The organism is Mesorhizobium sp. M0910 (assembly GCF_040319465.1).
GTDB lineage: Bacteria > Pseudomonadota > Alphaproteobacteria > Rhizobiales > Rhizobiaceae > Mesorhizobium.
The window spans coordinates 59,741-84,373 of sequence record NZ_JAMYNZ010000004.1 but is presented as its reverse complement, the minus strand read 5'-3'; the positions used below and the strand labels follow the sequence as shown (position 1 = coordinate 84,373).

The window sequence follows — 24,633 nt, the reverse complement described above, 5'->3', positions numbered from 1 at the left end:
GATCACAGGTGCATGTCGCCCGAAAGCGCGCAGCGGTTTTGGGACCACGACATGCACAGACAAAAGAGCCAAGCGCGTCGAAGCGACGCGCTTGGGACAGACCGGGCGATCCTGTGGGGTGACCGTCCGGCGGGGCTTGAATGCATGCGTCCCAAAACTGCGCAACGGTTTGGGAAATGCATGAAACGAAGATCCAGGCGCGTCGCGTAAGTCGGTTTCCGACACGCTGCGCCCGGTCGAGGGGCCACCCGCGGAAAGACCCATCAGCGGCCGGCTGAAACCGGCTCGGGAAGTAGCGATGCGCCGTTTCGCGGTCCTCATCACGCTGATGCTGCTTGGTGCCTGCTCGACGGTCGAGGATCTGACGCCATCGTCGTCCAGTGCCGCGACGGTTGCGGTACGCGCGCCCCGTTTTGCCGATTCCGACCCGCATGAATGGGATAGCGGCGCACCGTGGAGCTATGCCGTCCACGGCACCGACGTTTCCAAATACCAGACATCGATCGACTGGCCGGCGGCCAGGGCCAGCGGCATCTCTTTCGCTTTCATCAAGGCAACCGAAGGCGGAGACCGGTTCGATGAAGCTTTCAACGAGCATTGGAGCCGCACCAAGGCCTCGGGCATCCCCCGCGCCGCCTATCACTTCTTCTACTTTTGCACGCCGGCCGCGACCCAGGCGCGCTGGTTCATCCAGAACGTGCCCAAAGACAGCTCGGCGATGCCGCCAGTTCTCGACATGGAATGGAACCCGAAATCGCCGACGTGCAAGCTGCGGCCCGATCCCGCCACGGTACGCAGCGAGATGAGCACGTTCCTCGAAATCGTCGAAAAACACTACGGCAAGAAGCCGATCATCTACACGTCGGTCGACTTCTTCGAAGATAATGGTTTGTCGGGTTTCCGCAGCTACCCCTATTGGCTGCGCTCCGTCGCCGGGCATCCGCGCCAGAAATACGGCAGCCATCCCTTCACCTTCTGGCAGTATACCGGAACGGGCGTCGTGCCGGGCATGGCCGGAAACGCCGACATCAACGTCTTCAACGGCTCCGAAGCCGCGTGGAAGAAGTGGTTGCGGCAGAACACCCGTTGACACCGGGCCTGCCGCCTGCTTTTCGACACAGCCAATAACGAATGCCTGCAACCGCTGGTAATCTTTTCGGAAGGATGGCGATGCGATTGCGCTTTGGACTTCTCGCGGCGCTGCTCCTGAGCGCCGTGCCGGCCGCGGCACAGCAATGCGGCGGCGATTTCAAGGCATGGAAGCAGGGCGTGGCGGTGGAGGCCAGGGCGGCCGGCGTCGGCGCTGCCGGCCTTGACGCGCTGGAAAACGCCACCCTCGATGAGAAGGCGTTGGCACGCGACCGCGCCCAGGGCGTCTTCACCCAGACCTTCATCGAATTCTCGAACCGCATGATCTCGTCCCATCGGCTGAAGCAAGGTGCGGCCAATCTGCAAAAATATGCCGAGGTCTTTGCCCGCGCGGATCGCGAATACGGCGTCCAGGCGCCGGTCATTGCCGCTTTCTGGGCCCTTGAAACCGATTTTGGCGCCGTGCAAGGCGATTTTCACACACTGAATGCGCTGGTGAGCCTCTCGTATGACTGCCGCCGCCCGCAGTTGTTCCGGCCGCAGATCGTTCCGCTGCTGATCTTGATCAATCGCGGCGTGGTGCCGGCCGACGTGACCGGTGCCTGGGCCGGCGAGATCGGCCAGACGCAGATGTTGCCTTCCGACTATCTCGGCCACGGCGTCGACGGCGACGGCGATGGCCGGGTCGACCTGCGCGGCAGCGCGCCGGACGTGATCATGAGCACGGCCAGCAAGATCCAATCGCGCGGCTGGAAGCGTGACCAGCCCTGGATCGAGGAAGTCCGTGTGCCCGACAACTTGCCGTGGGAGCAGACGGGACGCACCAACAAGCTGCCGTTGACGCAATGGAGCCAGTGGGGCGTTACCAGGCCCGACGGCACGCCGCTTCTCGACAACGGCCTGAAGGCCGGCCTGGCGCTACCCATGGGTCGCAAGGGGCCAGCCTTCCTGACCTACGACAATTTCGACGTCTATCTCGAGTGGAACCAGTCCTTTACCTATGCCCTGACCGCGGCAAATCTTGCCGCCCGGCTGGGGGGCGCTCCGCGATTCGATCCGCGCAACCCCGACCCCGGCCTCGACGGCGAGCAGATGAAGGCGCTACAGACCAAGCTCGAGGCGAGAGGCTATGACGTCGGCACCGTCGACGGCATCCTCGGCACCAACACTCGCGAAGCAATCCGCAAGGAGCAGATGCGGCTGGGCTTTCCGGTCGACGGCTGGCCGACGCCGGAGCTGCTGGCCAGGCTGTGAGGGTGGTGAATGGTAAAAAGAATGGCACCGGAGCCGCATTGAGCACCAGAGCTACCACTATTCACTATTCACTATTCACTATTCACTATTCACTATTCACCGCCTCGCCAGCAGGAAATCGATAAACGCTCGCAGCGGCGCGGGAACCTGCCGGGAACTCGCGTGATATAGATAAAAGCCCGGAAATCTCGGCGACCAGGCTTCGAGAAAGCGGATGAGCTTTCCCGCTTCGATCCACGGCCGGACCTGATATTCCAGCATGTACGCCACCCCGACCCCATCCAGAACCGCCCCCATCATCAGGTCCGTATCGTTTACCGTCAGGCCGCCGCTGACGGCCACTTCCAAGGCACGCTGGCCTCGGGCGAACTCCCAGCGGTAGAGATTGCCGCCGCTCGGCCACTGGAAATTGATGCACTGGTGCTGATGCAGGTCCGCGGGATGGCGGGGTATCGGGCGATGCTCCAGATAGCTCGGCGCCGCCACTGCGGCCATCTCGAGTTCCTCGCTGAGCTTCACCGCCACCATGTCCTTGTGCAGCCGCTCACCCAGTCTGATTCCGGCATCGAAGCGACTTTCGACGATGTCGGTGAGCATGTCGTCAACGACGATGGTGAGGGCGATATCGGGATAGGCGCGGCGGAAGTCGCCGAGGATCGGCGCGATGAAACGCGTGGCGGCGATGCGCGGAACATTGATGCGCAGCGAGCCTGCCGGCCGGCCGCGTGATGCATGCGCGTCGGCGACGGCCCCTTCCAGTTCGCTGAACGCCGGCGCGATGCGGGCAAACAGCTTCTCACCCTCAGCGGTCGGCGACATGCTGCGCGTGGTACGGTTGAGCAGGCGGACACCGAGACGCTCTTCCAGCCCGCGTATCGTCTGGCTGAGTGCTGGAGGCGAAATTCTGAGCTTGGCCGCGGCGCGGACAAAGCTGCCCTCTTCGATGATTGTTGCAAATGCCGTGAGTTCGGAAAACTCGGTTCCGCGCATTATGTACCCCAGGCTTAATAAGTCAGTTAGATAATAGGCTATTCTCTGAGCAATAGCATGCCCCTAGCTATCGCTGGAACGCCGCTCGATCGGGGCGGCCGTATCCAGACGGAAGGAACAGCCATGCATCGTCCACTCGAAGGCAAAACCGCACTTGTGACCGGCAGTTCGCGCGGCATCGGACGCGCCATCGCGGAGGGGCTCGCAACCAAGGGTGCTGCCGTGGTCGTCAACTATGTCGGCAACGAGAAAGCCGCTAGGGAAGTCGTTGCCGCCATTGAAGGGAATGGCGGAAAAGCCGTCGCTATCCAGGCGGACGTCTCCAGCATTCCCGACATTCGCAGGCTGTTCGACGAAACCGAAAGGCAGATGGGGCCGATTGACATCGTCGTCGCCAATGTCGGCGTCGCCGTCATAAAGCCGCTCGTCGAGGCTACCGAAGCAGACTTCGACCATGTGTTCGGCACCAATGCCAAGGGTACCTTCTTCACGCTTCAGGAGGCCGCGCGCCGCGTTCGCGACGGTGGCCGCATCATTGCCGTCTCCACTGGTGGAACCAAGATGTTTTTCACGCAGACGGCGCTCTATCTCGGCAGCAAGGGAGCCGTCGAGCAGTTCGTCCGCGTCCTCTCGCGCGAACTCGGCCCGCGCGCCGTTACCGTGAATGCGCTGTCGCCAGGCTTCACCGACACCGACCTGCTTCCGGAGCGGGACCGGGCCGTGGCCGCAGGCATGTCGCCCTTCGGCCGGATCGGAGCACCGCGCGACGTCGCCGATGTCGCGGTTTTCCTGGCTTCGGACGAAGCTCGCTGGCTGACCGGCGAGAACATCCAGGCCGGCGGCGGAGTAGCCTGACTACGGGGAGGTGAATATGAATGGTGGTGACGATTCACCGAAGCGGACGGAACGCAAGAACTGCTTCCATTCACCATCAACTAATCGGCCATCGTCTCCAGGCTGGCAAACCCCTGCGGTGCATCGCCTTCGTCGAATGGCGTCGCCACCTCGACGAAAGTATCGGGATAGAAGCCGTTGAACCGTGTCCGGAGTGACAGCGAATAGGCGCCGATATGGCCGATCTCGATCCAGTCACCGGTATCGACGGTTTCGGGCAGCCAGAACGGCCGCGACAGTATATCCACGGAATCGCAGGTCGCGCCACAGACCTTGAACGGCACGATGGTCCTGTCCTCGCCATTGCGCGAGCGGATCGCCGGATCGGGGATGAAGCGTGCCGGCAGCGTGATCTTGCCGGTCCATGAATCCGACAGCGACGCCCAGATGCCGTCATTGATGTAGAGCCTTTTGCCCTTGCGCAGCAGCACGCGCACGATCAGCGACAGGCAGCGCGCCACGATCACGCGGCCGGGCTCGGCCACCAGCTGCATCTGGTCGAATTGGTACTCCTGGAGGTCGCCCGACAGCCGCGACATGATCTGGCCGAGCGACGGCATTTCCGGCTTGCGGCTGTTCGGATCATGACCGTATTCGGCGGGAAAGCCGCCGCCGACATCGAGCCCGGCAATGTCGAAGCCGACGCGGTTGCGCACCCAGTCGGCGGAGGCCAGCGCCCGCTCGTAGGTGTCGGGATCCTCGATCTGGCTGCCGACGTGAAAGCACAGCCCGACCTTGTAGCCGGTTCGGTTCAGCCGTTCGGCCAGTTCGACCGCATTGGCCGGTCCGGCGCCGAACTTCTTCGACAGTTCGTAGGCCGCCGAGCCTTTCGTCTGGATGCGCACGAACACGGTGATGGCGCCCGGATCGATGTCGAGAGCCCGCACCACCCTGGTCAGCTTGGTGATCTCGTCCTCATGGTCGAGCGAAATGACGCGAATGGCGTATTTTTCCAGCGCCAGCCTGATGTCCGACTGCGCCTTCACCGGGTGCATGTAGAGCATCTCGGCGTCCGGCGAGACGGCGCGCACGGCGGCGAATTCGCCGGGCGAGGCCACATCAAAGGCGCTGACGCCGGCCTCGACCAGCGCGTTGAGCACGATCTGCTCGCCATTGGTCTTGACCGCATAGGCGGTCTTGCCGGGAAACATGCCCATGAACTGTTTGGCGTCCGCCTTCAGCACCTGCGGGCGGAAGCAATAGATCGGATCGTCCGGGCGAAGCGCCAGCGCTGCCTCGCGGGCATTTTCGAATCGCTGCATGGACGAATCCCTTGACTGAGGCTGCGCACAATTAATCCAAGCTAGCGGCTAATGAAAACAATTCTATGTCTCGCCGCCCTGGCTTCGCGGCGCTACGCCGTTCTGTGCGCCGGTTATGAGCGAGCTAGGCCATCACTCAGGTTTCGGGTGGCCCTTGCCGCCGGACCGGTAGAGCGTGAACAGATGCCTGAAGAGAGCAAGGCATCTCGTCTGGGAGGACGACCAATGGCGATAGCTGCCACCACCACGATGCGCGGGCCGATGGTGCTCAAGGACTGGGCCCAGCTTCTGCTGCTCGGCGCCATCTGGGGCGGTTCGTTCTTCTTTGCCCGCATTGCGGTGTCGGAACTCCCTCCGCTGGTGCTGGTGCTGTTTCGCGTCGCCATCGCGGCGACCGCGTTGCAGCTCTACCTTGCGGTTCGCGGTCCGTCGTTTCGCCTCGCCTTGCCGCATGCCGGACTGTTTTTCCTGCTGGCGCTCGCCAACAATGTCATCCCTTTCTCGCTGATCTTTGCCGGCCAGACCGAGCTCGGCGCCGGTGTCGCCTCGGTGCTTAATTCGACCACGCCGTTCTGGACGCTGATCCTCGCCAACGCCCTGACCAGCGACGAAAAACTGTCGTGGAACAAGCTTGCCGGCATCGCCCTCGGTATCGCGGGGACGGCGGTGATGATCGGTCCTGGCCTTGTCGCCGGGCTCGGCGGGCCGGTCTGGGCGAAATTCGCGCTCATCGGTGCCTCGGTCTCCTATGCGGTTGCGCTGATGATCGCCCGCCGCTTCAAGGGTGTGCCGTCACCGGTCATTGCCGCCGGACAATTGACCTGCTCGACCATCATCATGATCCCGGTCGTTCTGTTCACCTATGACGCTGCCACTCTGTTTTCGGCCTCGCCGCCGGTATGGGCGGCGGTGCTGGCGCTGGCGCTGCTGTCGACCGCCTTCGCCTACATCCTCTATTTCAACCTCGTCGCCTCGGCCGGCGCCACCAACGCCTCGCTGGTCACGCTCATCGTGCCGGCCAGTGCCATCCTGCTCGGCTTGCTGTTCCTGGGCGAGCGGCTCGAACTGTTCGAATTGGCGGGCATGGCGCTGATTGCGCTCGGCCTCGTCACCATCGACGGTCGCTTGTTCGGGCGGCGTTAGAGCATGTTCCCCGACTCTCAGCTCGAAATCGATTCCGATTTCCGCCGCGGTAGCGCTGCCATGCTCGTTGCTGCCCCGGCTTCGCCACAAATTATTCACAGGTCCAACGCCGGCTTTTGACCAAGAGTTTCAATACCTAACGGCAAACGGCAGGTCGCAAATTCCACAATCTCGTCGCATTGCAGCAAAGTTTCTGCTTGCCTGTGGCACAAATGACCCTAGACTCTCGCCATAGCTCTTAAGAGGAGGCTATGACATGGGACTGACGAGGCCGATCAACGCATTGATGATTTGTGCTGCGTTTGCATTCATCGGCGCCCTCATTATGGGCGTCCTTCCATAAGGCCGCTGAGCGGGGGAAGACCAGCACCGAATATTACAAACCATTGAAAAGGCCGGGCATTTTGCCCGGCCTTTGCATTCCCCCGATCTTTGACATTTCAAAAAGGAGCTTGCCGCCTTACGCCGCGGCGGATCCCGCAGCCTCGACTTCGTGCGACCTGATGCCGATCATGTGGCAGATGGCGAAGACCAGATCGGCCCGGTTCATCGTGTAGAAGTGGAAATCGCCGACGCCGCGCTCGACAAGGTCCAGCACCTGCTCGGCGGCCACGGCAGATGCCACCAGCGCATGCGTTTGCGGATCGTTCTGCAGCCCATCGAAACGCTCGGCCAGCCATGCCGGCACCAAGGCGCCGCACCGCGCCGAGAAGTTGGCGACCTGGGTGAAATTGTGCACCGGCAATATGCCCGGCACGATCGGTATGTAGATGCCGGCCCGCCGTGCCCGCTCGACATAGCGCTCATAGAGATCGTTGTCGAAGAAGAACTGGGTGATCGCCCGCGTCGCCCCATTGTCGGCCTTGCGCTTCAGCATGTCGAAATCGGTGGCGAAATCCGGACTCTCCGGATGTTTTTCCGGATAGGCCGAGACCGATATGTCGAAATCGCCGGCGCCCTTCAGCGCATCGACCAGTTCGGCGCCATTGGCATAGCCTTCCGGATGCGGCCGGTAAGCCGCGCCGACGCCCTCGGCCGGATCGCCGCGCAGGGCGACGAAACGCTTGACGCCCATATCGGCGAACTCCCGGATCACCGCATCGACCTCGTGGCGCGCCGCGTCGACGCAGGTCATGTGCGCCGCCGGCGTCAGCGACGTTTCGTTGAGGATGCGCTTGACGGTGCGGGCCGTGCGCTCGCGGGTCGAACCACCGGCGCCATAGGTGACCGAGACGAATTTCGGCTTGAGCGGCTCCAGCCGGGTGACCGTGTCCCACAGCCTTGCTTCCATCTCGTCGTTTTTCGGCGGAAAGAACTCGAACGACACCCTGACCTTGTCGCCGATGTCGGGACGGCGGGAGAAGCGGAACTGGTTCATCAGGCGGTTTCCCCTATCGGATACGCATTGGCCGGTTGTCTGTCGTTGGAAGGCTCGGCAATCAGCATGCGCCGATCGCGGCCGAGCCAGAGTTTGACGGTGAGCTTGGCCTCGTTGCTACCGCGCGGTTCGAATTCCTGGCTGTCCTCGAGCTCGAGGCCGGCCTCGGAAAACCAGTCGGCGATTTGCCGGTCGGAAAAGCCGAGGCGCATATGCGCGTGCTCCTCGCGCAAGAACTCCAGCGTGTGCGGCGCGAAATCGACGATCACCAGCCTGCCAGCCGGGCGCAACAGACGCGCCGCCTCTCGGATGGCGCGGGCAGGATCGTCGAGATAGTGCAGCACCTGATGGATGGTAACGAGATCGAAGGCGTCGCGTTCGACCGGCGGCGCGAAAATGTCGCCCTGCCGCACCTGCGCATTCGAAATGCCGGCCTTGTCGAGATTGGCGCGCGCCACCGTCAGCATTTCGCGCGACATGTCGATGCCGATACCGCGCCGATAGAGCGGCGAAAAGATCTCGAGCAGCCGTCCGGTGCCGGTGCCGAGATCGAGCATCGACTGGAACGGCCGCTTGCCGACGAGCTTGATGAGGGCTGCTTCGACGGCGCGGTCCGGCACATGCAGCGAGCGGATATGGTCCCAGCTTGCGGCGTTGACCGAGAAATATTCGGCAGCCCGGTCCTGCCGCTTGCGCTTGACCGCGGCCAGCCGTTCGAGATCACGCTCGACCTGCGGATCGGCGCCGCGGATGCCGGAGACCAGCCTGAGCACAAAATCGCGCGACGTGTCGGAATCCGAAAGCCGGAAGAAAGCCCACGAGCCCTCCTGGTAGCGGCCGATCAGCCCTGCCTCCAGCAGCAATTTCAAATGCCGCGAGACGCGCGGCTGCGACTGGCCGAGGATTTCGGTGAGATCTGAAACGGTCAGATCGCCGCGCGACAGCAGCGCCAATATACGCAGCCGGCTGGATTCGGCAGCCGCCTTCAATGTATCTACCATCGTGTCGAGAGCGACATGCATGCGAGCATTCTCTTTGAAAAGATATAAACATATGTTTATGTCGGTTTTGATAGGCTTGCAAGCGCTATGTCGCTTCCGGACAAGAAAATGACGCATGCGCAGCGGATCGCGCAAAGCCGGATGCATCGAGGCGAGGCCCATGGTCGAAACGCGCAGCGGCGAAAAGCTCCTGGAAACCGACCCGGCAACGATGCCGCCGGATGGCCATGTCGACTTCATCGGCCGCATCGCTTCGCCTTGGATCACGCGGGAGACTTGCCCCAAAAACATGAAGGCCGCGCGGGAGACGGGACAGCCGGCGCACTTGGCCATCGACCCGCTTTATCGTGAGAGCCTGCTTGGGCTGGAACGCGCCAGCCACGTGATCGTCCTGTCCTGGCTGCACCATGCGCCGCGGCAACTGATTATCCAGAAACCCCGCCATGCCATGGAGCCGAAAGGCGTCTTTTCGCTGCGCTCCCCTGCCCGGCCGAACCCAATTGGGCTGCATGTCGCCAGGCTGGTTGCCGTCGATATCGATACCGGCCGCATCGATCTCGATGCCATCGACGTGCTCGACGGCACGCCGGTCATCGACATCAAGCCCTACTTCGCCTCGACCGATGCCTTCGCCGCGGCGACCATGGCCGGGCGGGACGAGTTGTCCAGATCGGACGGGCAGTGAGCGCCCCGACCGGCCGCCGCCGCGCCATCGCCAAGGCACTGACAGCGCTCCTGCCGCTGGCGCCCTATGCCGACATGGAAAAGATCCGTGCCGATGCCGGCGCCGTGCACATGAAGACCTTGCCACCGAGCATTGCCGTGTGGCTGGCGACGATAGCGCATATTCGCCATGCCCATACCGACTACGAAAAGCTGCTGGCCGAAGGATATGACCGCGATTCCGCGCGCTTCTTCGTCATCGAGCAAACCAACATCGTGCTAACCCGCTGGCGTGCCACCCGTCTGCTCGATGATGAGGACGAGGAATAGAGCGATGGCAGACACACGCGTCGAGTTCTACGGCGCCCCCCTCTGTCCTGCCGACGTCAGGCCGGCAAGATCGGAACTTTCAAAGCCAGAAACAAAAAAACCGCCTCGGAGGGCGGATCGTTGGAGCCAATTAGCACCATACCGAAATTAGTAGCATAGCTGCCGGCACAAAGCAAGAACAAAATACGCCGCGCGCGGCTTTGACTGGCTTTGCCGGCTTGCCTAGCAAACAATCAGGCCCGGTAAATCCACTGCTCCGGCACACGCACCGAAATCTCCTCGCCGGCAGTGATCGTGCCGGGTTTCTCGACCCAGGCGACGAGCCCGCGCAACCGCTTCGCCGCTTTCGGGAACAGCAGCGCGCCGGCCTCGACGTCGGCCATCCCGGCATACTCGGCGACCGACCTGCCCGCGATCCGGCAAGGCCCGTTCTGCGCGTCGACCTTGACGGTTGCGCCGCCTTTGAAGAACAGCAGCGTGCCGGATGGCAGCATCGAGAGGTGCGGCAGGCCTTCGATCACGAGATTGGCGCCGATCCATTCCGGCTTGATCTCGGCGATGCCCATCCGTTCGGCGACGATTGCCAGTTCGTCCGCCGCCACGATCGACAATTGCCGCTCGTTGCGCATCTCGGTGCCGCGCGGATACCAGGGCTCGCGCCCGCCGGAGCGCCGCGTCGTGCCGGCGTGGAAATCGCCATCGATGCCGTCGAAGCCGAGCTGCAACGTATCCACTGCCCGTGTCTCGAAATGATCGAACGGTGCGAGGTAAAGCGCTGCCACCCTGGCGGCGAGTTTTCGCGCGGCCACGATCTCGACCGGAGTTTCGGCTTCGGGAAAAAGATCCAGCATGGGTTCGTGCCTCGCGTGATACGCGCAATTAGCCGCGGTCAGCTCATCAGGTCCAGTCGAAAGCGCTGATGCTCCGATCAAGCGGACTGATGCGATTTGCCAGGCGCGCTCCGATGCCGGTGCCGTCCGTGCCGAAATAGTCAGAGCATGCGCAACAGCGCGCCGCCGATCGAGTAGCCGGCGCCGAACGCGCAGAGCAGGCCGTAGTCGCCGGCCTTCATGTCGGCATGGTTCTCCGACAGGGCGATGATGGCGCCGGCGGCGGCGGTGTTGCCGAGGCGCTCCAGCACCATCGGCGCGCGGTCATGGTCGACCTCATGACCGAAAGATAGTTTCAGGATCATGGCGTTCATCCGCGCATTGGCCTGATGCAGCCAGAAACGCCGGATCGCTTGCGGCGTCAGCCCGTGCTCGGCCAGAAACTCGACGATGAATTTGTGGCCGGCAACGGTGACTTCCTTGAACACCTTGTTGCCGATCTGCTTGATCAGATTGCCTTCCAGATCGATCATGTACGGATCGTCCTGGGTGGCGCGGGTATAATAACCGAGATTGGTGCGGATGCTGTTCGACATCTGCGTCCAGGTACGCGTATCCAGCACCTCGAATCGGCCCGGCCGCTTCTCGCCCTGGGCGAGCCCTTCGACGACCATCGACACGGAAGCGTCGCCAAAGATGAAATGCGTCTGCCGGTCGCGAAAATTGAGATGGCCGGTGATGATCTCCGGCGTCGACACCAGCACGCGTTTGTGCGCCCCTGCCCGCACCAGGTTGACGGCGATGTGCAACGCGGCCGCCGCCGACGAGCAGCCAAGCCCCATATCGAAACCGGCGCCTTTCGTACCCAGTGCCTGCTGCATCTCGATGGCGATCGCCGGATAGGGCCGCTGATGGTGCGAGGCCGAGCAGATCACCAGGTCGATATCCCCTGGCTTCAGCCCGGCATGATCGAGCGCCTTGCTGGCCGAGGCGATGCCGAATTCGGCCTCCAGCGACAGCGCATCGTCGGGCCGCGCCGGGAAGCGCGGCGCCATGCGGGTCGGGTCGAGGATGCCCTCCCGTTCGATGACATGGCGGGTCTGGACGCCCGAGGCATGGACGATGAAGGCACTGTCCGATTTCTGCAGCAGCGGCTCGCCGGACACCTCGCGGCGGACGTTCTCCATGTCCACCCAGCTGTTGAAGCTGGCGACGAGTTCCTCATTGGTGATCGAAGCCTCGGGGATTTCAACGCCGATGCCGCTGATGATGACGCGATGCATTTTCAGTTCGTCCCGTGCGCAGGCGTTGCGGCTTCATGTCGGCGCCGCAAAAAGCTCGGCGCAACCTCTTTTGCACCTAGCCAGTTTATGCCGGCTTAAATCAAGTCCCTGGAAAGGGTCTAAAAGTTCCTAAGCAGCGCGCCGCGCCACGATGAAGAGACGGGGAAAGCGCAGCAACACCTTGCCGCTTGCCGTTTTCGGATAGGCTTCGCTGATCCTGGCCGCGTAGCGCTTCAGGAAAAGCTGCCGCTCGTCTTCGTCGAGCGGATCGAGGAACGGCTTCAGCCCCGTCGACTTCACCCATTCGACGATCGCCTCGGCATCGGCCAGCGGATGGTTGTAAATCGTGTGCCAGATATCGAGCCGATCCGAGAACGGCGACAGAAGGTCGTAATAGAACGAGACCGGCAGCAGCGGCGCGCGAGCCGCGCGCTCGAGCTTTTCGGTGAACGGCATCTCGGCCGCGGTCTCGCGCATCAGCCGGTGCGAGGGCTCAGCCATGTTGTCCGGCATCTGCACGGCAAGCGCGCCGCCGGGCGCCAAAAATCCCATCAGCCGCTGGAAGACTGCCGGATGCTCCGGCAGCCATTGAAACACCGCATTGGCAAAGATCACGTCGACGGGTTCGGTCGGCTGCCACGCCGCCGCATCCGCCAGCGCAAAGCTGACGCCGGGCAGACGCACTTTGGCCTTCTCGATCATGTCGGGCGAGGTATCGAAGCCGCTGATTTGCGCCTGCGGCCAGCGCCCGACCAGCAATTCGGTCGAATTGCCCGGTCCGCAGCCAATATCGACCACCCGGCGCGGTTCTGGCACCGGCACCTGCGCAACGAGATCGCGCGCCGGCCGCGTGCGCTCATCCTCGAATTTCAGGTAGAGGGCGGCGGACCAGTCGGGTCTCACCTTCGCGACTGGAGTCATCGATAGACCTCGCGACGGTCGCCGATTTGAACCACCCAAATTGCGACGGCGCTATCGTCGATCCTTGTCAGAATTCGGAATGAGCCCACACGATATTTCCAGAGACCTGCCAGCGGTCCTGTTAGCGCTTCGCCAAGTTCGCGTGGATTATCGCGCGGGGCGAGCCTGTTTTCCAGGAAGTCCACAATCCGACGCTGATCGGACCTTTGCAATCTGGAGATCTCCTTCAGTGCACGCTTCTCGACACGAATTGTCCACACGATCAGCCGTCACTGCGGTCGCTTGCATCGTCCAATCCCAGTCGTTCCTTAACTTCGGCCAGAGAAAGCCATTCACCTTTACCATCGTTAAGGCGCTCAAGGGCGATTAGTCCGTCCTCCAAATCCTGAATTTGCTCGGCAATGGCCTCAACGACTACGTCGTGTTTTGTCCGGCCAGTTTTCCTTGCGACGATCTCGAGGCGTTTTTCCAGCGCGGTAGGAAGCTCCACACTAAGCATGTCTGTCTCCTTCCTGTAATTCTACGAGCAGCCTGGGACGCTTGCAACCAATCCGTTCCCTACCGCGTCAGCCGCTTATACGTCATGCGGTGCGGGTTGACGGCGTCCGGGCCGAGGCGGCGGATCTTGTCCTGCTCGTAATCCTCGAAATTGCCTTCGAACCATTCGACATGGCTGTCGCCCTCGAAGGCGAGGATGTGCGTCGCCAGACGATCGAGGAACATGCGATCGTGCGAGATGATGACGGCGCAGCCGGCGAAGTTTTCTAGCGCGTCTTCGAGTGCGGCAAGCGTTTCGGTATCGAGATCGTTGGTCGGTTCGTCGAGCAGCAGCACATTGCCGCCGGTCTTCAGCATCTTGGCCAGATGCACACGGTTGCGCTGGCCGCCGGACAGGTTGCCGACCTTCTGCTGCTGATCGCCGCCGCGAAAGTTGAACGACGCGCAATAGGCGCGCGTGTTGGCCTCGAACTTGCCGAGCTTGACCACTTCGGCGCCGCCCGAGATTTCTTCCCAGACGGTCTTGGTCGGGTCGAGCGCGTCGCGGCTCTGGTCGACATAACCGAGCTTGACCGTCTCGCCGACGCGAACGGTGCCGGCGTCCGGCTTTTCCTGGCCGGTGATCATGCGGAACAGCGTCGTCTTGCCGGCGCCGTTCGGGCCGATCACGCCGACGATGCCGCCCGGCGGCAGCTTGAATTCGAGGTCGTCGATCAAAAGCGTGTCGCCAAAGCCCTTCGACAGGCCCTCGACCTCGATCACCACATTGCCGAGCCGCTCGCCATGCGGAATGACGATCTGCGTGTCGCTCGGACGCCGCTTGTCGGCTGCATCCAGCAGATCCTGGAAGGCCTGGATACGGGCCTTCGACTTGGTCTGCCGGGCTTTCGGGCTGGACTGGATCCACTCGCGCTCGCGGCCGATCGCCCGCTGGCGCGCATCGTCCTCGCGGCCTTCCTGCTTGAGCCGCTTGGCCTTGGCTTCGAGGTATTTGGTGTAGTTGCCTTCGTACGGGATACCGCGGCCGCGATCGAGCTCGAGGATCCAGCCGGTGACATTGTCGAGGAAGTAGCGGTCGTGGGTGATGATCATCACCGCGCCCGGATAGGCACGCAGATGCTTTTCCAGCCACGCCGTCGTCTCGGCGTCGAGATGGTTGGTCGGCTCGTCGAGCAGCAGCAAATCGGGCTGGCGCAGCAAGAGCTGGCAGAGCGCGACACGGCGGCGCTCGCCGCCCGACAGCTTGGTGACATCGGCCTCCTTGGGCGGACAGCCGAGCGCTTCCATCGCCATCTCGACCTGCTGTTCGAGATCCCAGAGGTTGAGCCGGTCCATCTCGTCCTGCAGCTTGGCCGACTCGTCCGCCGTCTCGTCGGAATAGTTCATCATCAATTCGTTGTAGCGCTCGATGATGGCGGTCTTGGCCGCGACGCCTTCCATGACGTTTTCGAACACGTTCTTGTTCGGATCGAGTGCCGGCTCCTGCGCCAGGTAACCGACGGTAGCACCCTCGGCCAGCCAGGCCTCGCCGCTCCACTCCTTGTCGATGCCGGCCATGATCTTGAGGATCGTCGACTTGCCGGCGCCGTTGGGGCCGAGGATGCCGATCTTGGCGTCCGGGTAGAAGGACAGATGGATGTTCTCGAGCACCTTCTTGGTGCCGTAGGCCTTGTTGAGGCCGGCCATGTGATAGATGAACTGGCGTGCCACGCGCGCTTTCCCTGAAAAGTCGACTGATGTCGGATTGAATGGAAGTTGGGGGCTATGTAAGCGATGCGGCCCCGAACGGCAAACAGTTTTGGCCCCAAGCGGATTTGGTCGCACCCACAAACGCTTAGCCGCTTCATTTCGTGACGGCACCCGGGCGAAAGCTCCGGTTAACCATTCGGCGTCAAAACAGTGTTGGATGGGAAATCGCTGGCAGCCGCGATTTCGTGGAGAGAGATCGGGCCGTGCTGAACAGTTTCCTGCTTTTTGCCGAAGCGGTTCTCTATTTCGGCATCATGGTCACGCTTTTCCGGTTCAGAGGCCGCATCGGCCTCGGCGTCTTTGTCTGCGCCCTTGGCGTCATGCATTTCCTGGAAACCTACCTCGCCAGCGTCTTCTACGTCGCGCTGCCGTTCGGCATGGTATCGCCGGGCTCGGCTGTGCTGTTTTCCGGCAAGCTGGTCATGCTTCTGTTGCTCTACATCAAGGAGGACGCGGCAACCGTCCGCCAGCCGATCTACGGCCTGCTGCTCGGCAATGCCCTGATGATCGGGCTCGTGCTGATCCTGCGCCTGCACGACATCGCACCGCTGCCCGGCGGCGGGCTTCCCGACATCGGCTTCATCGACGAGATGGGCTGGCTGATGGTGTGGGGCACGACGCTGCTGTTCGTCGACGCCATCCTGATCATCCTGCTCTATGAAAAGCTCGGCAAATATCTGCGCAAGGCGCTTTTCACCCGCATCCTGGTCTCCGTCGCCTGCGTGCTCACCTTCGACCAGGCAGGCTTTTTCACGGCGCTGCATTTCGTCACCGGTGCGCCGGTCGCGGTGTTTTTCGGCGGCTGGTTCGCCAAGATGGCAGCGGCCTTGGTCTACAGCACCATGCTGGTCGCCTATATCAGGTGGTTCGAGGCGCGGCAGGTGCCGGCGCCGCGCGGGCTTTCCGACATTTTCGACACGCTGACCTATCGCGAGCGCTATGAGGCGCTGGTCGAGCATGTCGGTCGCGACGGCCTCACCGGCCTGCTGCACAGGGGGCGCTTCGACAGCGACGGCGAGGCCGCCGTGGCAACCAGCCTGCGGACCGCCAGGCCGCTCAGCCTGCTGATCATCGATGTCGACCACTTCAAATCGATCAACGACCGCTTCGGCCACGCCGAGGGCGACAGGGTGCTGAAAGCCCTGGCAATTTTGCTTGGCGAACTTGTCGGGACCGACGATCAATTGTTCAGGATCGGCGGCGAGGAATTCGCCATCCTCGGCTGGCGTCCGCAGCCGCTCGCCAGGCTGCTGGGCGAAACCGTTAGGCAAGCGGTCAAGACTTCCGCGAGCACCAGCCGGTTCGACATTACCGTCAGCGCCGGCATCTCGACGGTCAGCGAGACGACCCGTTGCCTTGCCGATCTCTTCGCGCTGGCCGACCAGCGTCTCTACAAGGCCAAATCCACGGGACGCGATCGCGTTGTCGGCGAACCGGGCGGCAACGAAGCAGACGCCCGCAGCACATGGACCGGGCCGGAGCGCAGCGCCGGCGCGTAACACTACCCAGGCCTGCGATTGGCTCAATCAGGATTGTTTGCGCCGCCGCTATGCGCCGATCGCAACCGAAACCGCCATCAGCGCGATCGCCAGCCATTTCAACGCGGCAATAATCGGGCCGGCTTCGATGTCGTAGGCAATGAACAGAAGAATGCCCGGTACCAGCAGGCCGCAGAGCACGAGCGTGATCCGGTTGATCTGCCATGACACTTTTGCCGCAAGCGCCTGATCGCCGGGCACGGCGACAAGCGCGGCATGTAGCGACGTCGGCGCCACCAGCGCGGTCGAAAGACGCAGCGAAATCGGCAGGCCGATGCCGATGATCAGGAACGCGCATGCCGCCAGGAGCAGCGAAAACTTGAGCGCACTGGTTTCGGCCGGTAGCGGGAACAGCAGTGCCGCCAGCGGCAGGAAGATACAGAAGATCCCGAGCGCGGCGATGGCGATGAAGATCGCCGCGTTGACCAGCGTGAACAATTGGTACGTGCCGCCGTCGACGGGTTTGGCGAGCGTGGCCATGCGCGCCCACTCCACTTCGGTGTAGGAAAAGCCCGGCCACTCCATATGGCCGTCGCGGATCGCCGTCATGCCCTTGGCCCAGAACGCCAACCGCGCCAGCGCGCCGCTCGTCACGCCACTCATCGCCACCCCCTGCGAATGATACCCCCCGGGATCATACCATCCCCGGTGCAAAGCGTCAGTTGCGTACGGCCTGTTTACTGGAACCCGACGGCATCGACCGCGCCCTTCGGGCAGCCGGCCTTGGCTGTCGGCGCCGAGGCAAGCAGCAGGGCACCGAGCGAGGCGTTCGACGCAATCGGGCCGGTCAGGCCGAGCGTCAGCTCGCCGATCAGCCGCCTGCCGTTCGAGGGATCGACCACGCAGGAAACGCGGACCCGGTCGCCCGCGCCTTTGCCGAAGGTAACGTCGAAGGTGCTGCGGATCTGATCGGATGTCAGTTGCTTGCCGATGTTCTTGATGAAGAGATCGCGCACCGGCGAAGCATTCATCGCGCGCATCAGGTTCAAGGCGTCGGAGAAATACTCCTGCTGGCTCTTGCCGTAGCAGGTGCCGTGCTTGATCCATTCATGCCTTTCGAGGGCGGACGCGGTGCCGGGCATCACCTGGTCGAGTTCCGATCGCGTTTTCGGGTCGAGGGTGACCGGCGGCAAATCCCGCCAGTGTGCCGGATCGTCGTTCGCCTTGTCGCTTGCCGCGACCTGGCAATAGAAATTTCCGTTCGGCTGCGGCCACAATCCATGCAAGGTGAAGTGGGTCGCATCGAAACCGACGGCGGTCTGCGCCCGGCATTCGGTCTTGCTGGATTTGGTCTCACAGAAAGCAGGCTGCCAGCTCAGCGCGAAGACATATTCCGGCTTTCCGGACGCCGATGGCTTGTTCGGCTCGGCAGGCGCCGGTGCAGCAGGCATCGTCGACGCGCTGTCGCCCGAAACGTGACCGCAGCTGATCTTGACCCAGCGGCGCTCCGGATCGGCGCCCGGCACGCGAATGAGATAGTGAGTAGGCGCGTCCTTGTTGCCGGCCAGCAGATCATAACTCTGACCAGCCGCGGTCGAGACATTGCCGGGATTCTTGCCGCTCTTGATCGCCTGCGTTGCCGGACAGGCGGCGTCGGCGACGAAAGAGCCGGTCATCTTCACATCGGCCCGCGCCGCGCTTGCGCCGCCAAACGCAAGAAACACCGCCCCCCATATCGCCCAAATCCGCATTCCGGCACTCCTCGTGATTCACGCCGCAAGCTAGAAACTTGCGACATGTCAGAATTACGATTTCTTTCGCCGGCCGTAAAAACAATCGCCAGCGCATTGAGAGGCTCCCGCGTGGTCGATCAGGATCCGCCCGCCTCCACCCGTTCCGTCAGGGTGCGCAGCACATCAAGCGAGGCTTTCAGCGCGTCGGCGTCCATACCCTCCGAAATGCGGTTCGCCCAAACATGCTGGCGTGTGCCGATATTCTTGACCGCTGCCCGGCCGGCATCGGTTATCGCCAACAGCTTGGCGCGGCGATGCGCCGGGTTGTCGGCGTAGACGGCAAGCCCCTCCGCAGCCAGTATGTCGGCCAGCCGCTGTACACTCTGACGGGCGAGACCCATGTCGCGGGCGATGTCGGCCACAGATTTCGGCTCCTTCAAAACTGCACCCAAAACCTGCCAGCGCGCTGCCGTCAGCCCGGTTGGAGCGGCCAGCCGGTCGGCCGCATCCAGAAAACTGCCGTTCATCCTGAACACGGCAAGCACCAGTTCGGTGAGCACATTTGCCGCTTCGGTCCTGGTCGTCATTTCTGGCCGGCCTCGATGGTCGCGACGAAATTATTAACGGCTTCGGCTACGACCTCGGGCTTGTCAAGCATCACCCAATGGCCGCTGCCCGCCACGATCTGGCGCGGAATGTCCGTGCGCAGCCGGTGGAGCGCGGCTGGAGTGTCACTGGCCTCGGTAGCCAATACGAACATAGGCCCGCGATACGCATCGAGTGCCGGCTCCGGGTTCCATTCGGCCAGCGCCTTGCCGACACCTGCCCTCGCCGCCGGATCGACCATTGCCGCATCGGCCAGAACACGCTGGCGAACAGCCTGGTTAGGGCCGGCAATCGACGTGTAATAGGCGTTCAGGACATCACCGCCTTGCGGACCGGCCAGATCGCGGACAAAGCCGTCACGAATCGCCTGCGGCAGCGCACGAGGATCGGTCGCCGGGTCGACGAGCAAGACACCGGCGACCCGGTCGGCATGCCTGGCGGCATAAGCGAGCGCCACGCCACCGCCGCCGCTGTGCGCGACAATGAGAAACCGCTTCAGGCCAAACGCGTCGGCCACGGCACCGACATCCATTACACGACCGTCATAACCGTAGTCACCGTCCTGCGCCGGCGCGGAGGCGCCATGACCGCGAAAATCGAAGGCTACCGCCTCGCGGCCTTCGACGGAGAGCTGCATCACGCGGTCCCAGTGGGAAGCGCGGCTGCAATCTCCATGCAGGAACATGATCGGCAGGCCATTGCCGGCGTTGATCCTATAAGTGGCAAGCTGGCCTTGCGGGCCTGGAATAGTGGACGTCATCATGGTCATCTCCCTGGTTTCCTGACTGAACGCAGCAATCCCTGACAACAGGGTGGCCGTCGTGAAGGCGAAGCCCGCCAGCAAGATTGCACACCGCGAAATGGCCCCGGTGGTTTTCACAGTCATACCCCCAATCTGCCGCTGACCATTTGACAGTATGCTGTCATGCAATCACATTGACAGCATGCTGTCAATTACGTCGAATGGGCACCTACGTCCCTTGACGTCGATCGCTGCGTCGCCCAACAGTCGCCGACGGGAGCGAGACATGCCATTTGACAAGCAGAGGATGCTGGCATCGCCGACCGGCGCCGAGCTCAACCTTTATGTGAAACACGCCACTGGCCTACCGCACGCCATTGTCCAGATCAATCACGGGCTGGCCGAGCACGCGGCGCGCTATGCCCGCTTCGCCGCTTTCCTCGGCGAGCGCGGCTACCAGGTCTACGCGCACGACCACCGTGGCCACGGCGCCACCAAGGCGCCCGATGCGCCACCGGGCAGGTTCGCCGATGCGGATGGCGGTGCCAAGGTCATCGCCGATGTCGCCGCCGTCCATGATCTCATCGCCAGGGAACAACCTGGCCTGCCGGTCATCGTCTTCGGCCACTCCTTGGGCGCGTCGGTCGCGCTGAACTATGTCCTCCGCCACTCGCCACGCATCCATGCCGCCGCGATCTGGAACGGCAATTTCTCGGCCGGACTGCTCGGCCAAATCGCGCTGGGCATGCTTGCCTGGGAAAGGTTCCGGCTTGGCTCAGACGTGCCGTCGCGCATGCTGCCCCGGCTGACGTTCCGGGCCTGGGGCAAGGCAGTGCCCGATCGCCGGACGCCATTCGACTGGCTGTCGCGCGATGCCGCCGAAGTCGAGAAATACATCGCCGACCCGCTCTGCGGCTGGGACGCATCGGTGTCGATGTGGCAGGACATCGTCAAGATGACGCTGCATTGCGGCAGCGACCGCAATTTTTCCGGCGTGCGGCGCGACCTGTTCGTCAATCTGGTCGGAGGCGAGGAGGATCCGGCCTCGGACGGCGGCAAGGCGGTCAGCCATCTGGCCGGCCGGATGCACATGATGGGTTTTTCGAATCTCGTTTCAAAGGTTTACGCCAAAACCCGCCATGAAAGCCTGAACGAGATCAACCGAGACATCATCATGGAGGATTTTGCCGCCTGGGCCGACCGCGTGCTGAGGCCACAGTGATACTGGCCCATTGCAAGGGCCGTGACAGCGGCGCGCGGGATTGATAGAGGCTGCGCTTTCGACCAACCATGGTGATCCATGACTGAGCCGCCGCTCAAAGGCATCCGCGTCATCGAACTCGCACGCATCCTCGCCGGGCCATGGGCCGGACAGCTGCTTGCCGACCTCGGCGCCGACGTGATCAAGGTCGAGAGCCCGGACGGCGGCGACGACACCCGCAAATGGGGACCGCCCTTCGTCATCGGCCATGACGGCGAGAACCTTTCAGCCGCTTATTACCATTCCTGCAACCGCGGCAAGCGCTCCATCGCTATTGACTTCTCGACGCCCGAGGGTGCCGAGACGGTGCGCCGGCTGGTCGCGACATCGGATGTGCTGATCGAAAACTTCAAGGTCGGCGGACTGAAGAAATACGGCCTCGATTATGACAGCCTGAGGAAAATCAACCCACGGCTGATCTATTGCTCGATCACCGGTTTTGGCCAGTCGGGGCCGTACGCGCCGCGCGCCGGCTATGATTTCATCATCCAGGGCATGGCCGGCATGATGTCGATCACCGGCGAAGCCGGGCGCGAACCGCAAAAGGCGGGCGTCGCTATATCGGATGTTTTCACCGGGCTTTATTCGGTCATCGCCATCCAGGCGGCGCTTCGCCATGCCGAGAAGACCGGCGAAGGCCAGCATATCGACATGGCGCTCTACGACACCCAGATCTCGACGCTCGGCAACCAGAACCTCAACTATCTCGTCTCCGGACAATCGCCGGTGCAGATGGGCAATGCGCATATGAACATCGCGCCCTACGAAGTGGTGCCGGTGAAAAATGGCCACATCATCCTGGCGGTCGGCAATGACGGCCAGTTCGCAAAGTTCTGCGCTGCCGTCGGCCTCGACGAGCTGGCGTCGAACCCTGACTTCGCCACCAATCCCGCCCGCGTCGCCAACCGGGCAAAGCTGCGCGAGCACATGATAGAGGCGCTGAAGGCCTTCGATCGCGATCCGCTGCTGGCCAGGCTCGAAGCCGCCGGGGTGCCGGCCAGCCCGATCAACAACATAGGCCAGATGTTTGCCGACCCGCAGACTATCGCGCGCGGCATGCGGCTCGACCTCGATGACGGCCATGGCAATGTCTTGCCCTCGGTGCGGGCGCCGATGGTCATGTCCGGCACGCCGCTGGTCTATGAACGTCCGTCACCGCGTCTCGGCGAACACACCGAAGAAATCCTTGCCGAACTGGAGAGGTCAGGAAAATGAAGACCGGCGGACAACTCATCGTCGATGCGCTCGAAGCCAACGGAACGGACCGTATCTATTGCGTGCCCGGCGAATCCTATCTGGCGGTGCTCGACGCGCTGCACGACTCGCCGATCCGCACCATCGTCTGCCGCCAGGAGGGCGGTGCCGCGATGATGGCCGACTGCCACGGCCGCCTGACCGGCAAGCCCGGCATCTGCTTCGTCACCCGCGGCCCAGGCGCCACCAATGCTTCGGCCGGCATCCACATCGCAATGCAGGATTCAGTCCCCCTCATCCTGTTCATCGGCCAGGTCGCCAGCCACGCCAAGGGGCGCGAGGCCTTCCAGGAAGTCGACTACGTCAGGTTCTTCGGCGATATCGCCAAATGGGTGGTCGAGATCGACGACGCCGCACGCATCCCTGAATTCGTCACGCGGGCCTTTTCGGTGGCGACCTCCGGCCGGCCCGGCCCGGTCGTCATCTCGCTGCCCGAGGACATGCTGACCAGCCTCGCCGAGGCACCGCAAGCCCGGCATTACACCCCTGTCGAGACGCGGCCCGGCGAAGTCGAGCTCGACGCGCTGGAAGTGTTGCTCAACAAGGCAAAGCGGCCCTTCGTCATCCTTGGCGGCACGCGCTGGGATGCGCAGGCTGTTGCCCAGATGCGGACGATAGCCGAAGCCTGGTCGCTGCCGGTCGGCTGCTCCTTCCGCCGCCAGATGCTGTTCGACCATCTCCACCCGAACTATGCCGGCGATGTCGGCATCGGCATCAACCCCAAGGTAGCAACCGCCATCAAGCAGGCCGACCTTGTGCTGCTCATCGGCGGCCGTATGGGCGAGATGCCGTCATCCGACTACACGCTGCTGAAGAGCCCCTACCCCGACCAGACGCTGGTCCATGTCCATGCCGACGCCGGCGAGCTCGGTCGCGTCTACCGGCCGGCGCTGGCGATCAATGCCTCGCCTGCCGCTTTCGTCGAAGCCTTTGCCCGGAGCAAGCCGGCTGCAACGCCGGTGTGGGCGGCTGAGGCAGCGAAGCTGCATTCCGCCTATCTCGACTGGTCAACGCCTCCGGAGAGCGGCCCCGGCGCCGTCCAGATGGGGCCGATCATGAATTATCTCGAAACGATACTGCCGGACGACGCCATCCTCACCAACGGTGCCGGCAACTACGCCACCTGGGTGCATCGTTACCATCGCTTCCGGCGTTTCGGCACGCAGGCAGCACCCACATCCGGCTCGATGGGCTACGGCACGCCGGCGGCGGTCGCCGCCAAGCAGCTCTATCCGGATCGCGACGTGATCGCCTTTGCCGGTGACGGTTGTTTCCTGATGAACGGCCAGGAATTCGCCACCGCCGTGCAATACGCACTGCCGATCATCGTCATCGTCGTCAACAACGGCATCTACGGCACGATCCGGATGCACCAGGAGCGCGAATATCCCGGCCGTGTCGTCGCCACGGATCTGAAGAATCCCGACTTCGCGGCGCTCGCGCGTGCCTATGGCGGTCATGGCGAAACAGTCGAGAAGACCGCCGACTTCGCGCCGGCCTTCGAACGCGCCCGCGCGAGCGGCAAACCGTCGATCGTCGAGATCAGGCTCGATCCCGAGGCAATCACGCCGACGCGGACCATGACCCAGATACGGGACAGGGCCTAAGCGCCAAAGGGATAGGTCGAATTCCCTTCCCAAACTTCAACAGGTTGATACAGCGCTATGATCGCTGCGCTACATCGTCGATGGCGCCTTTTCGATCTGCCCGCGGATCTCGCCATCCGCGTGGGCCGCGGTGTGGATGTTGACGTAGTACTTGCCCGCCTCCAAATCGGTCGCCTGGGCATCGGTCAACGTCGCCGAGCCCTTGATCGGGCTCCTCAGCTTGCCTTCGAACGGTATCACCGGGTCGGCGTTTTCGCCCTTTGCCGCCGGGCCGTGAATGTGTGCGGCCTTCGCCGGCCCGCTGAGGCCGGAATATCTCACTGTCCAGCTGAGTTTCTTGGTTGTGGTGTTGAACCTGAGCGTGGCGGTGCCCTTGCCCTTCGTTGTGACGGGCGGGCTCTGCTGAGCACCATCGAGCGTCGCAGTCATCTTTATGGTTTCGGCCAGGGCCGGTGAAGCAGAGAAGATGGCTGCAGAAATGGCCAGCGCCGAAAGCATCGGCGTGAAGGACTGGATGCGCATGGAAACCTCCGTTGTGACACCCTTGAGGCGGATGCACCGGCACAACGATTTTGCGAGCGGATGTTTCCGCCGGTAACGTTCATTTTACATCCCACTAAAAAGGGGCGGTCGCCCGCCCCTTTTCCGCTACAAGCCAGTTTGACAG

The 24,633-nt window shown here is 62.9% G+C and carries 25 protein-coding genes; 10 read left to right on the top strand and 15 right to left on the bottom strand.

Translation table 11 applies throughout. From position 1 onward, the window contains the following. The first annotated feature begins 298 nt into the window (after positions 1-298). Both NKH78_RS11380 and NKH78_RS11375 read left to right on the top strand, forming a co-directional pair. Entirely contained in the window at positions 299-1,090 is a 792-nt protein-coding gene (locus NKH78_RS11380) for a glycoside hydrolase family 25 protein (protein WP_352740472.1), read from the top strand. Between the two features lie 80 nt (positions 1,091-1,170). Then, positions 1,171-2,343: a lytic murein transglycosylase gene (locus tag NKH78_RS11375; RefSeq protein WP_352740470.1), complete on the top strand. Its 1,173-nt coding sequence runs from the start codon at positions 1,171-1,173 to the stop codon at positions 2,341-2,343. 96 nt (positions 2,344-2,439) lie between these two features. On the opposite strand, the gene NKH78_RS11370 is transcribed toward NKH78_RS11375, so the two are convergent. Then, the gene (locus tag NKH78_RS11370) at positions 2,440-3,333 is read right to left on the bottom strand and encodes a LysR family transcriptional regulator (protein ID WP_352740468.1); all 894 of its coding nucleotides are present in this window, start codon (positions 3,331-3,333) and stop codon (positions 2,440-2,442) included. A gap of 123 nt (positions 3,334-3,456) precedes the next feature. Between NKH78_RS11370 and NKH78_RS11365 the strand changes: the two genes are divergently transcribed. After that, the gene (locus NKH78_RS11365; RefSeq protein ID WP_352740466.1) at positions 3,457-4,188 is read left to right on the top strand and encodes an SDR family oxidoreductase; all 732 of its coding nucleotides are present in this window, start codon (positions 3,457-3,459) and stop codon (positions 4,186-4,188) included. 80 nt (positions 4,189-4,268) lie between these two features. On the opposite strand, the gene NKH78_RS11360 is transcribed toward NKH78_RS11365, so the two are convergent. Then, positions 4,269-5,489: an alanine racemase gene (locus tag NKH78_RS11360; protein ID WP_352505580.1), complete on the bottom strand. Its 1,221-nt coding sequence runs from the start codon at positions 5,487-5,489 to the stop codon at positions 4,269-4,271. 225 nt (positions 5,490-5,714) lie between these two features. On the opposite strand from NKH78_RS11360, the gene NKH78_RS11355 reads away from it, so the two are divergent. Next, positions 5,715-6,632, top strand: coding sequence for a DMT family transporter (locus tag NKH78_RS11355; protein ID WP_352505579.1), 918 nt, complete (start codon positions 5,715-5,717; stop codon positions 6,630-6,632). A 460-nt stretch (positions 6,633-7,092) separates the two neighbouring features. Here the strand turns inward: NKH78_RS11355 and metF are convergent, their stop codons facing one another. Together metF and NKH78_RS11345 are read right to left on the bottom strand one after the other, a co-directional pair. Next, on the bottom strand, positions 7,093-8,010 hold the full coding sequence (metF, locus tag NKH78_RS11350) for a methylenetetrahydrofolate reductase [NAD(P)H] (protein ID WP_254819012.1): 918 nt from the start codon (positions 8,008-8,010) through the stop codon (positions 7,093-7,095). Further along, positions 8,010-9,032, bottom strand: a complete 1,023-nt coding sequence (locus NKH78_RS11345) for an ArsR/SmtB family transcription factor (RefSeq protein WP_352882918.1) — start codon at positions 9,030-9,032, stop codon at positions 8,010-8,012. Before NKH78_RS11345 ends, metF begins: the two co-directional genes overlap by 1 nt. A 139-nt stretch (positions 9,033-9,171) precedes the next feature. On the opposite strand from NKH78_RS11345, the gene tsaA reads away from it, so the two are divergent. After that, positions 9,172-9,696, top strand: coding sequence for a tRNA (N6-threonylcarbamoyladenosine(37)-N6)-methyltransferase TrmO (tsaA, locus tag NKH78_RS11340; RefSeq protein WP_352882916.1), 525 nt, complete (start codon positions 9,172-9,174; stop codon positions 9,694-9,696). Further along, positions 9,693-10,004 (top strand): DUF2293 domain-containing protein, encoded by a 312-nt coding sequence (locus NKH78_RS11335; RefSeq protein WP_254819015.1) that lies wholly within the window; start codon positions 9,693-9,695, stop codon positions 10,002-10,004. Before tsaA ends, NKH78_RS11335 begins: the two co-directional genes overlap by 4 nt. A gap of 233 nt (positions 10,005-10,237) precedes the next feature. On the opposite strand, the gene NKH78_RS11330 is transcribed toward NKH78_RS11335, so the two are convergent. From NKH78_RS11330 to ettA, 6 genes are all read right to left on the bottom strand, one after another. Next, positions 10,238-10,855: an MOSC domain-containing protein gene (locus NKH78_RS11330; RefSeq protein WP_352740462.1), complete on the bottom strand. Its 618-nt coding sequence runs from the start codon at positions 10,853-10,855 to the stop codon at positions 10,238-10,240. A gap of 140 nt (positions 10,856-10,995) precedes the next feature. After that, a complete protein-coding gene (locus NKH78_RS11325; RefSeq protein WP_352644751.1) occupies positions 10,996-12,117 on the bottom strand; it encodes a beta-ketoacyl-ACP synthase III in 1,122 nt (373 codons plus the stop codon). A gap of 129 nt (positions 12,118-12,246) precedes the next feature. Next, positions 12,247-13,038: a trans-aconitate 2-methyltransferase gene (gene tam, locus NKH78_RS11320; RefSeq protein ID WP_352740461.1), complete on the bottom strand. Its 792-nt coding sequence runs from the start codon at positions 13,036-13,038 to the stop codon at positions 12,247-12,249. Further along, positions 13,035-13,298, bottom strand: coding sequence for a type II toxin-antitoxin system RelE family toxin (locus NKH78_RS11315; RefSeq protein WP_352740460.1), 264 nt, complete (start codon positions 13,296-13,298; stop codon positions 13,035-13,037). The genes tam and NKH78_RS11315 overlap by 4 nt, the downstream gene beginning before the upstream one ends. Before the next feature lie 2 nt (positions 13,299-13,300). Then, on the bottom strand, positions 13,301-13,537 hold the full coding sequence (gene relB / locus NKH78_RS11310) for a type II toxin-antitoxin system RelB family antitoxin (RefSeq protein ID WP_352740459.1): 237 nt from the start codon (positions 13,535-13,537) through the stop codon (positions 13,301-13,303). A gap of 59 nt (positions 13,538-13,596) precedes the next feature. After that, complete coding sequence (gene ettA, locus NKH78_RS11305) at positions 13,597-15,246, bottom strand: energy-dependent translational throttle protein EttA (protein ID WP_352740457.1); 1,650 nt, start codon at positions 15,244-15,246, stop codon at positions 13,597-13,599. 242 nt (positions 15,247-15,488) lie between these two features. On the opposite strand from ettA, the gene NKH78_RS11300 reads away from it, so the two are divergent. Further along, on the top strand, positions 15,489-16,784 hold the full coding sequence (locus NKH78_RS11300; RefSeq protein WP_352740455.1) for a GGDEF domain-containing protein: 1,296 nt from the start codon (positions 15,489-15,491) through the stop codon (positions 16,782-16,784). A gap of 48 nt (positions 16,785-16,832) precedes the next feature. Here NKH78_RS11300 and NKH78_RS11295 read toward each other — a convergent pair whose 3' ends face one another. The 4 genes from NKH78_RS11295 to NKH78_RS11280 all read right to left on the bottom strand — a co-directional run bounded on the left by NKH78_RS11295 (position 16,833) and on the right by NKH78_RS11280 (position 19,871). Continuing rightward, complete coding sequence (locus NKH78_RS11295; protein WP_352740453.1) at positions 16,833-17,426, bottom strand: hypothetical protein; 594 nt, start codon at positions 17,424-17,426, stop codon at positions 16,833-16,835. Positions 17,427-17,500: 74 nt separating this feature from the next. After that, a complete protein-coding gene (locus NKH78_RS11290; RefSeq protein WP_352740451.1) occupies positions 17,501-18,514 on the bottom strand; it encodes a ribonuclease T2 in 1,014 nt (337 codons plus the stop codon). Between the two features lie 119 nt (positions 18,515-18,633). Then, entirely contained in the window at positions 18,634-19,083 is a 450-nt protein-coding gene (locus tag NKH78_RS11285) for a MarR family winged helix-turn-helix transcriptional regulator (protein WP_352740449.1), read from the bottom strand. Beyond that, complete coding sequence (locus tag NKH78_RS11280; RefSeq protein WP_352740448.1) at positions 19,080-19,871, bottom strand: alpha/beta fold hydrolase; 792 nt, start codon at positions 19,869-19,871, stop codon at positions 19,080-19,082. The genes NKH78_RS11285 and NKH78_RS11280 overlap by 4 nt, the downstream gene beginning before the upstream one ends. A gap of 259 nt (positions 19,872-20,130) precedes the next feature. Between NKH78_RS11280 and NKH78_RS11275 the strand changes: the two genes are divergently transcribed. The 3 genes from NKH78_RS11275 (at position 20,131) to NKH78_RS11265 (ending at position 23,966) form a co-directional block, all read left to right on the top strand. After that, positions 20,131-21,066, top strand: coding sequence for an alpha/beta fold hydrolase (locus NKH78_RS11275; RefSeq protein ID WP_352740446.1), 936 nt, complete (start codon positions 20,131-20,133; stop codon positions 21,064-21,066). A 78-nt stretch (positions 21,067-21,144) separates the two neighbouring features. Next, complete coding sequence (locus NKH78_RS11270; RefSeq protein ID WP_352740444.1) at positions 21,145-22,320, top strand: CaiB/BaiF CoA transferase family protein; 1,176 nt, start codon at positions 21,145-21,147, stop codon at positions 22,318-22,320. Then, the gene (locus NKH78_RS11265) at positions 22,317-23,966 is read left to right on the top strand and encodes a thiamine pyrophosphate-binding protein (protein ID WP_352740442.1); all 1,650 of its coding nucleotides are present in this window, start codon (positions 22,317-22,319) and stop codon (positions 23,964-23,966) included. Before NKH78_RS11270 ends, NKH78_RS11265 begins: the two co-directional genes overlap by 4 nt. A gap of 69 nt (positions 23,967-24,035) precedes the next feature. Here the strand turns inward: NKH78_RS11265 and NKH78_RS11260 are convergent, their stop codons facing one another. Further along, positions 24,036-24,488 (bottom strand): CHRD domain-containing protein, encoded by a 453-nt coding sequence (locus NKH78_RS11260; RefSeq protein ID WP_254819028.1) that lies wholly within the window; start codon positions 24,486-24,488, stop codon positions 24,036-24,038. Between the last annotated feature and the right edge of the window lie 145 nt (positions 24,489-24,633).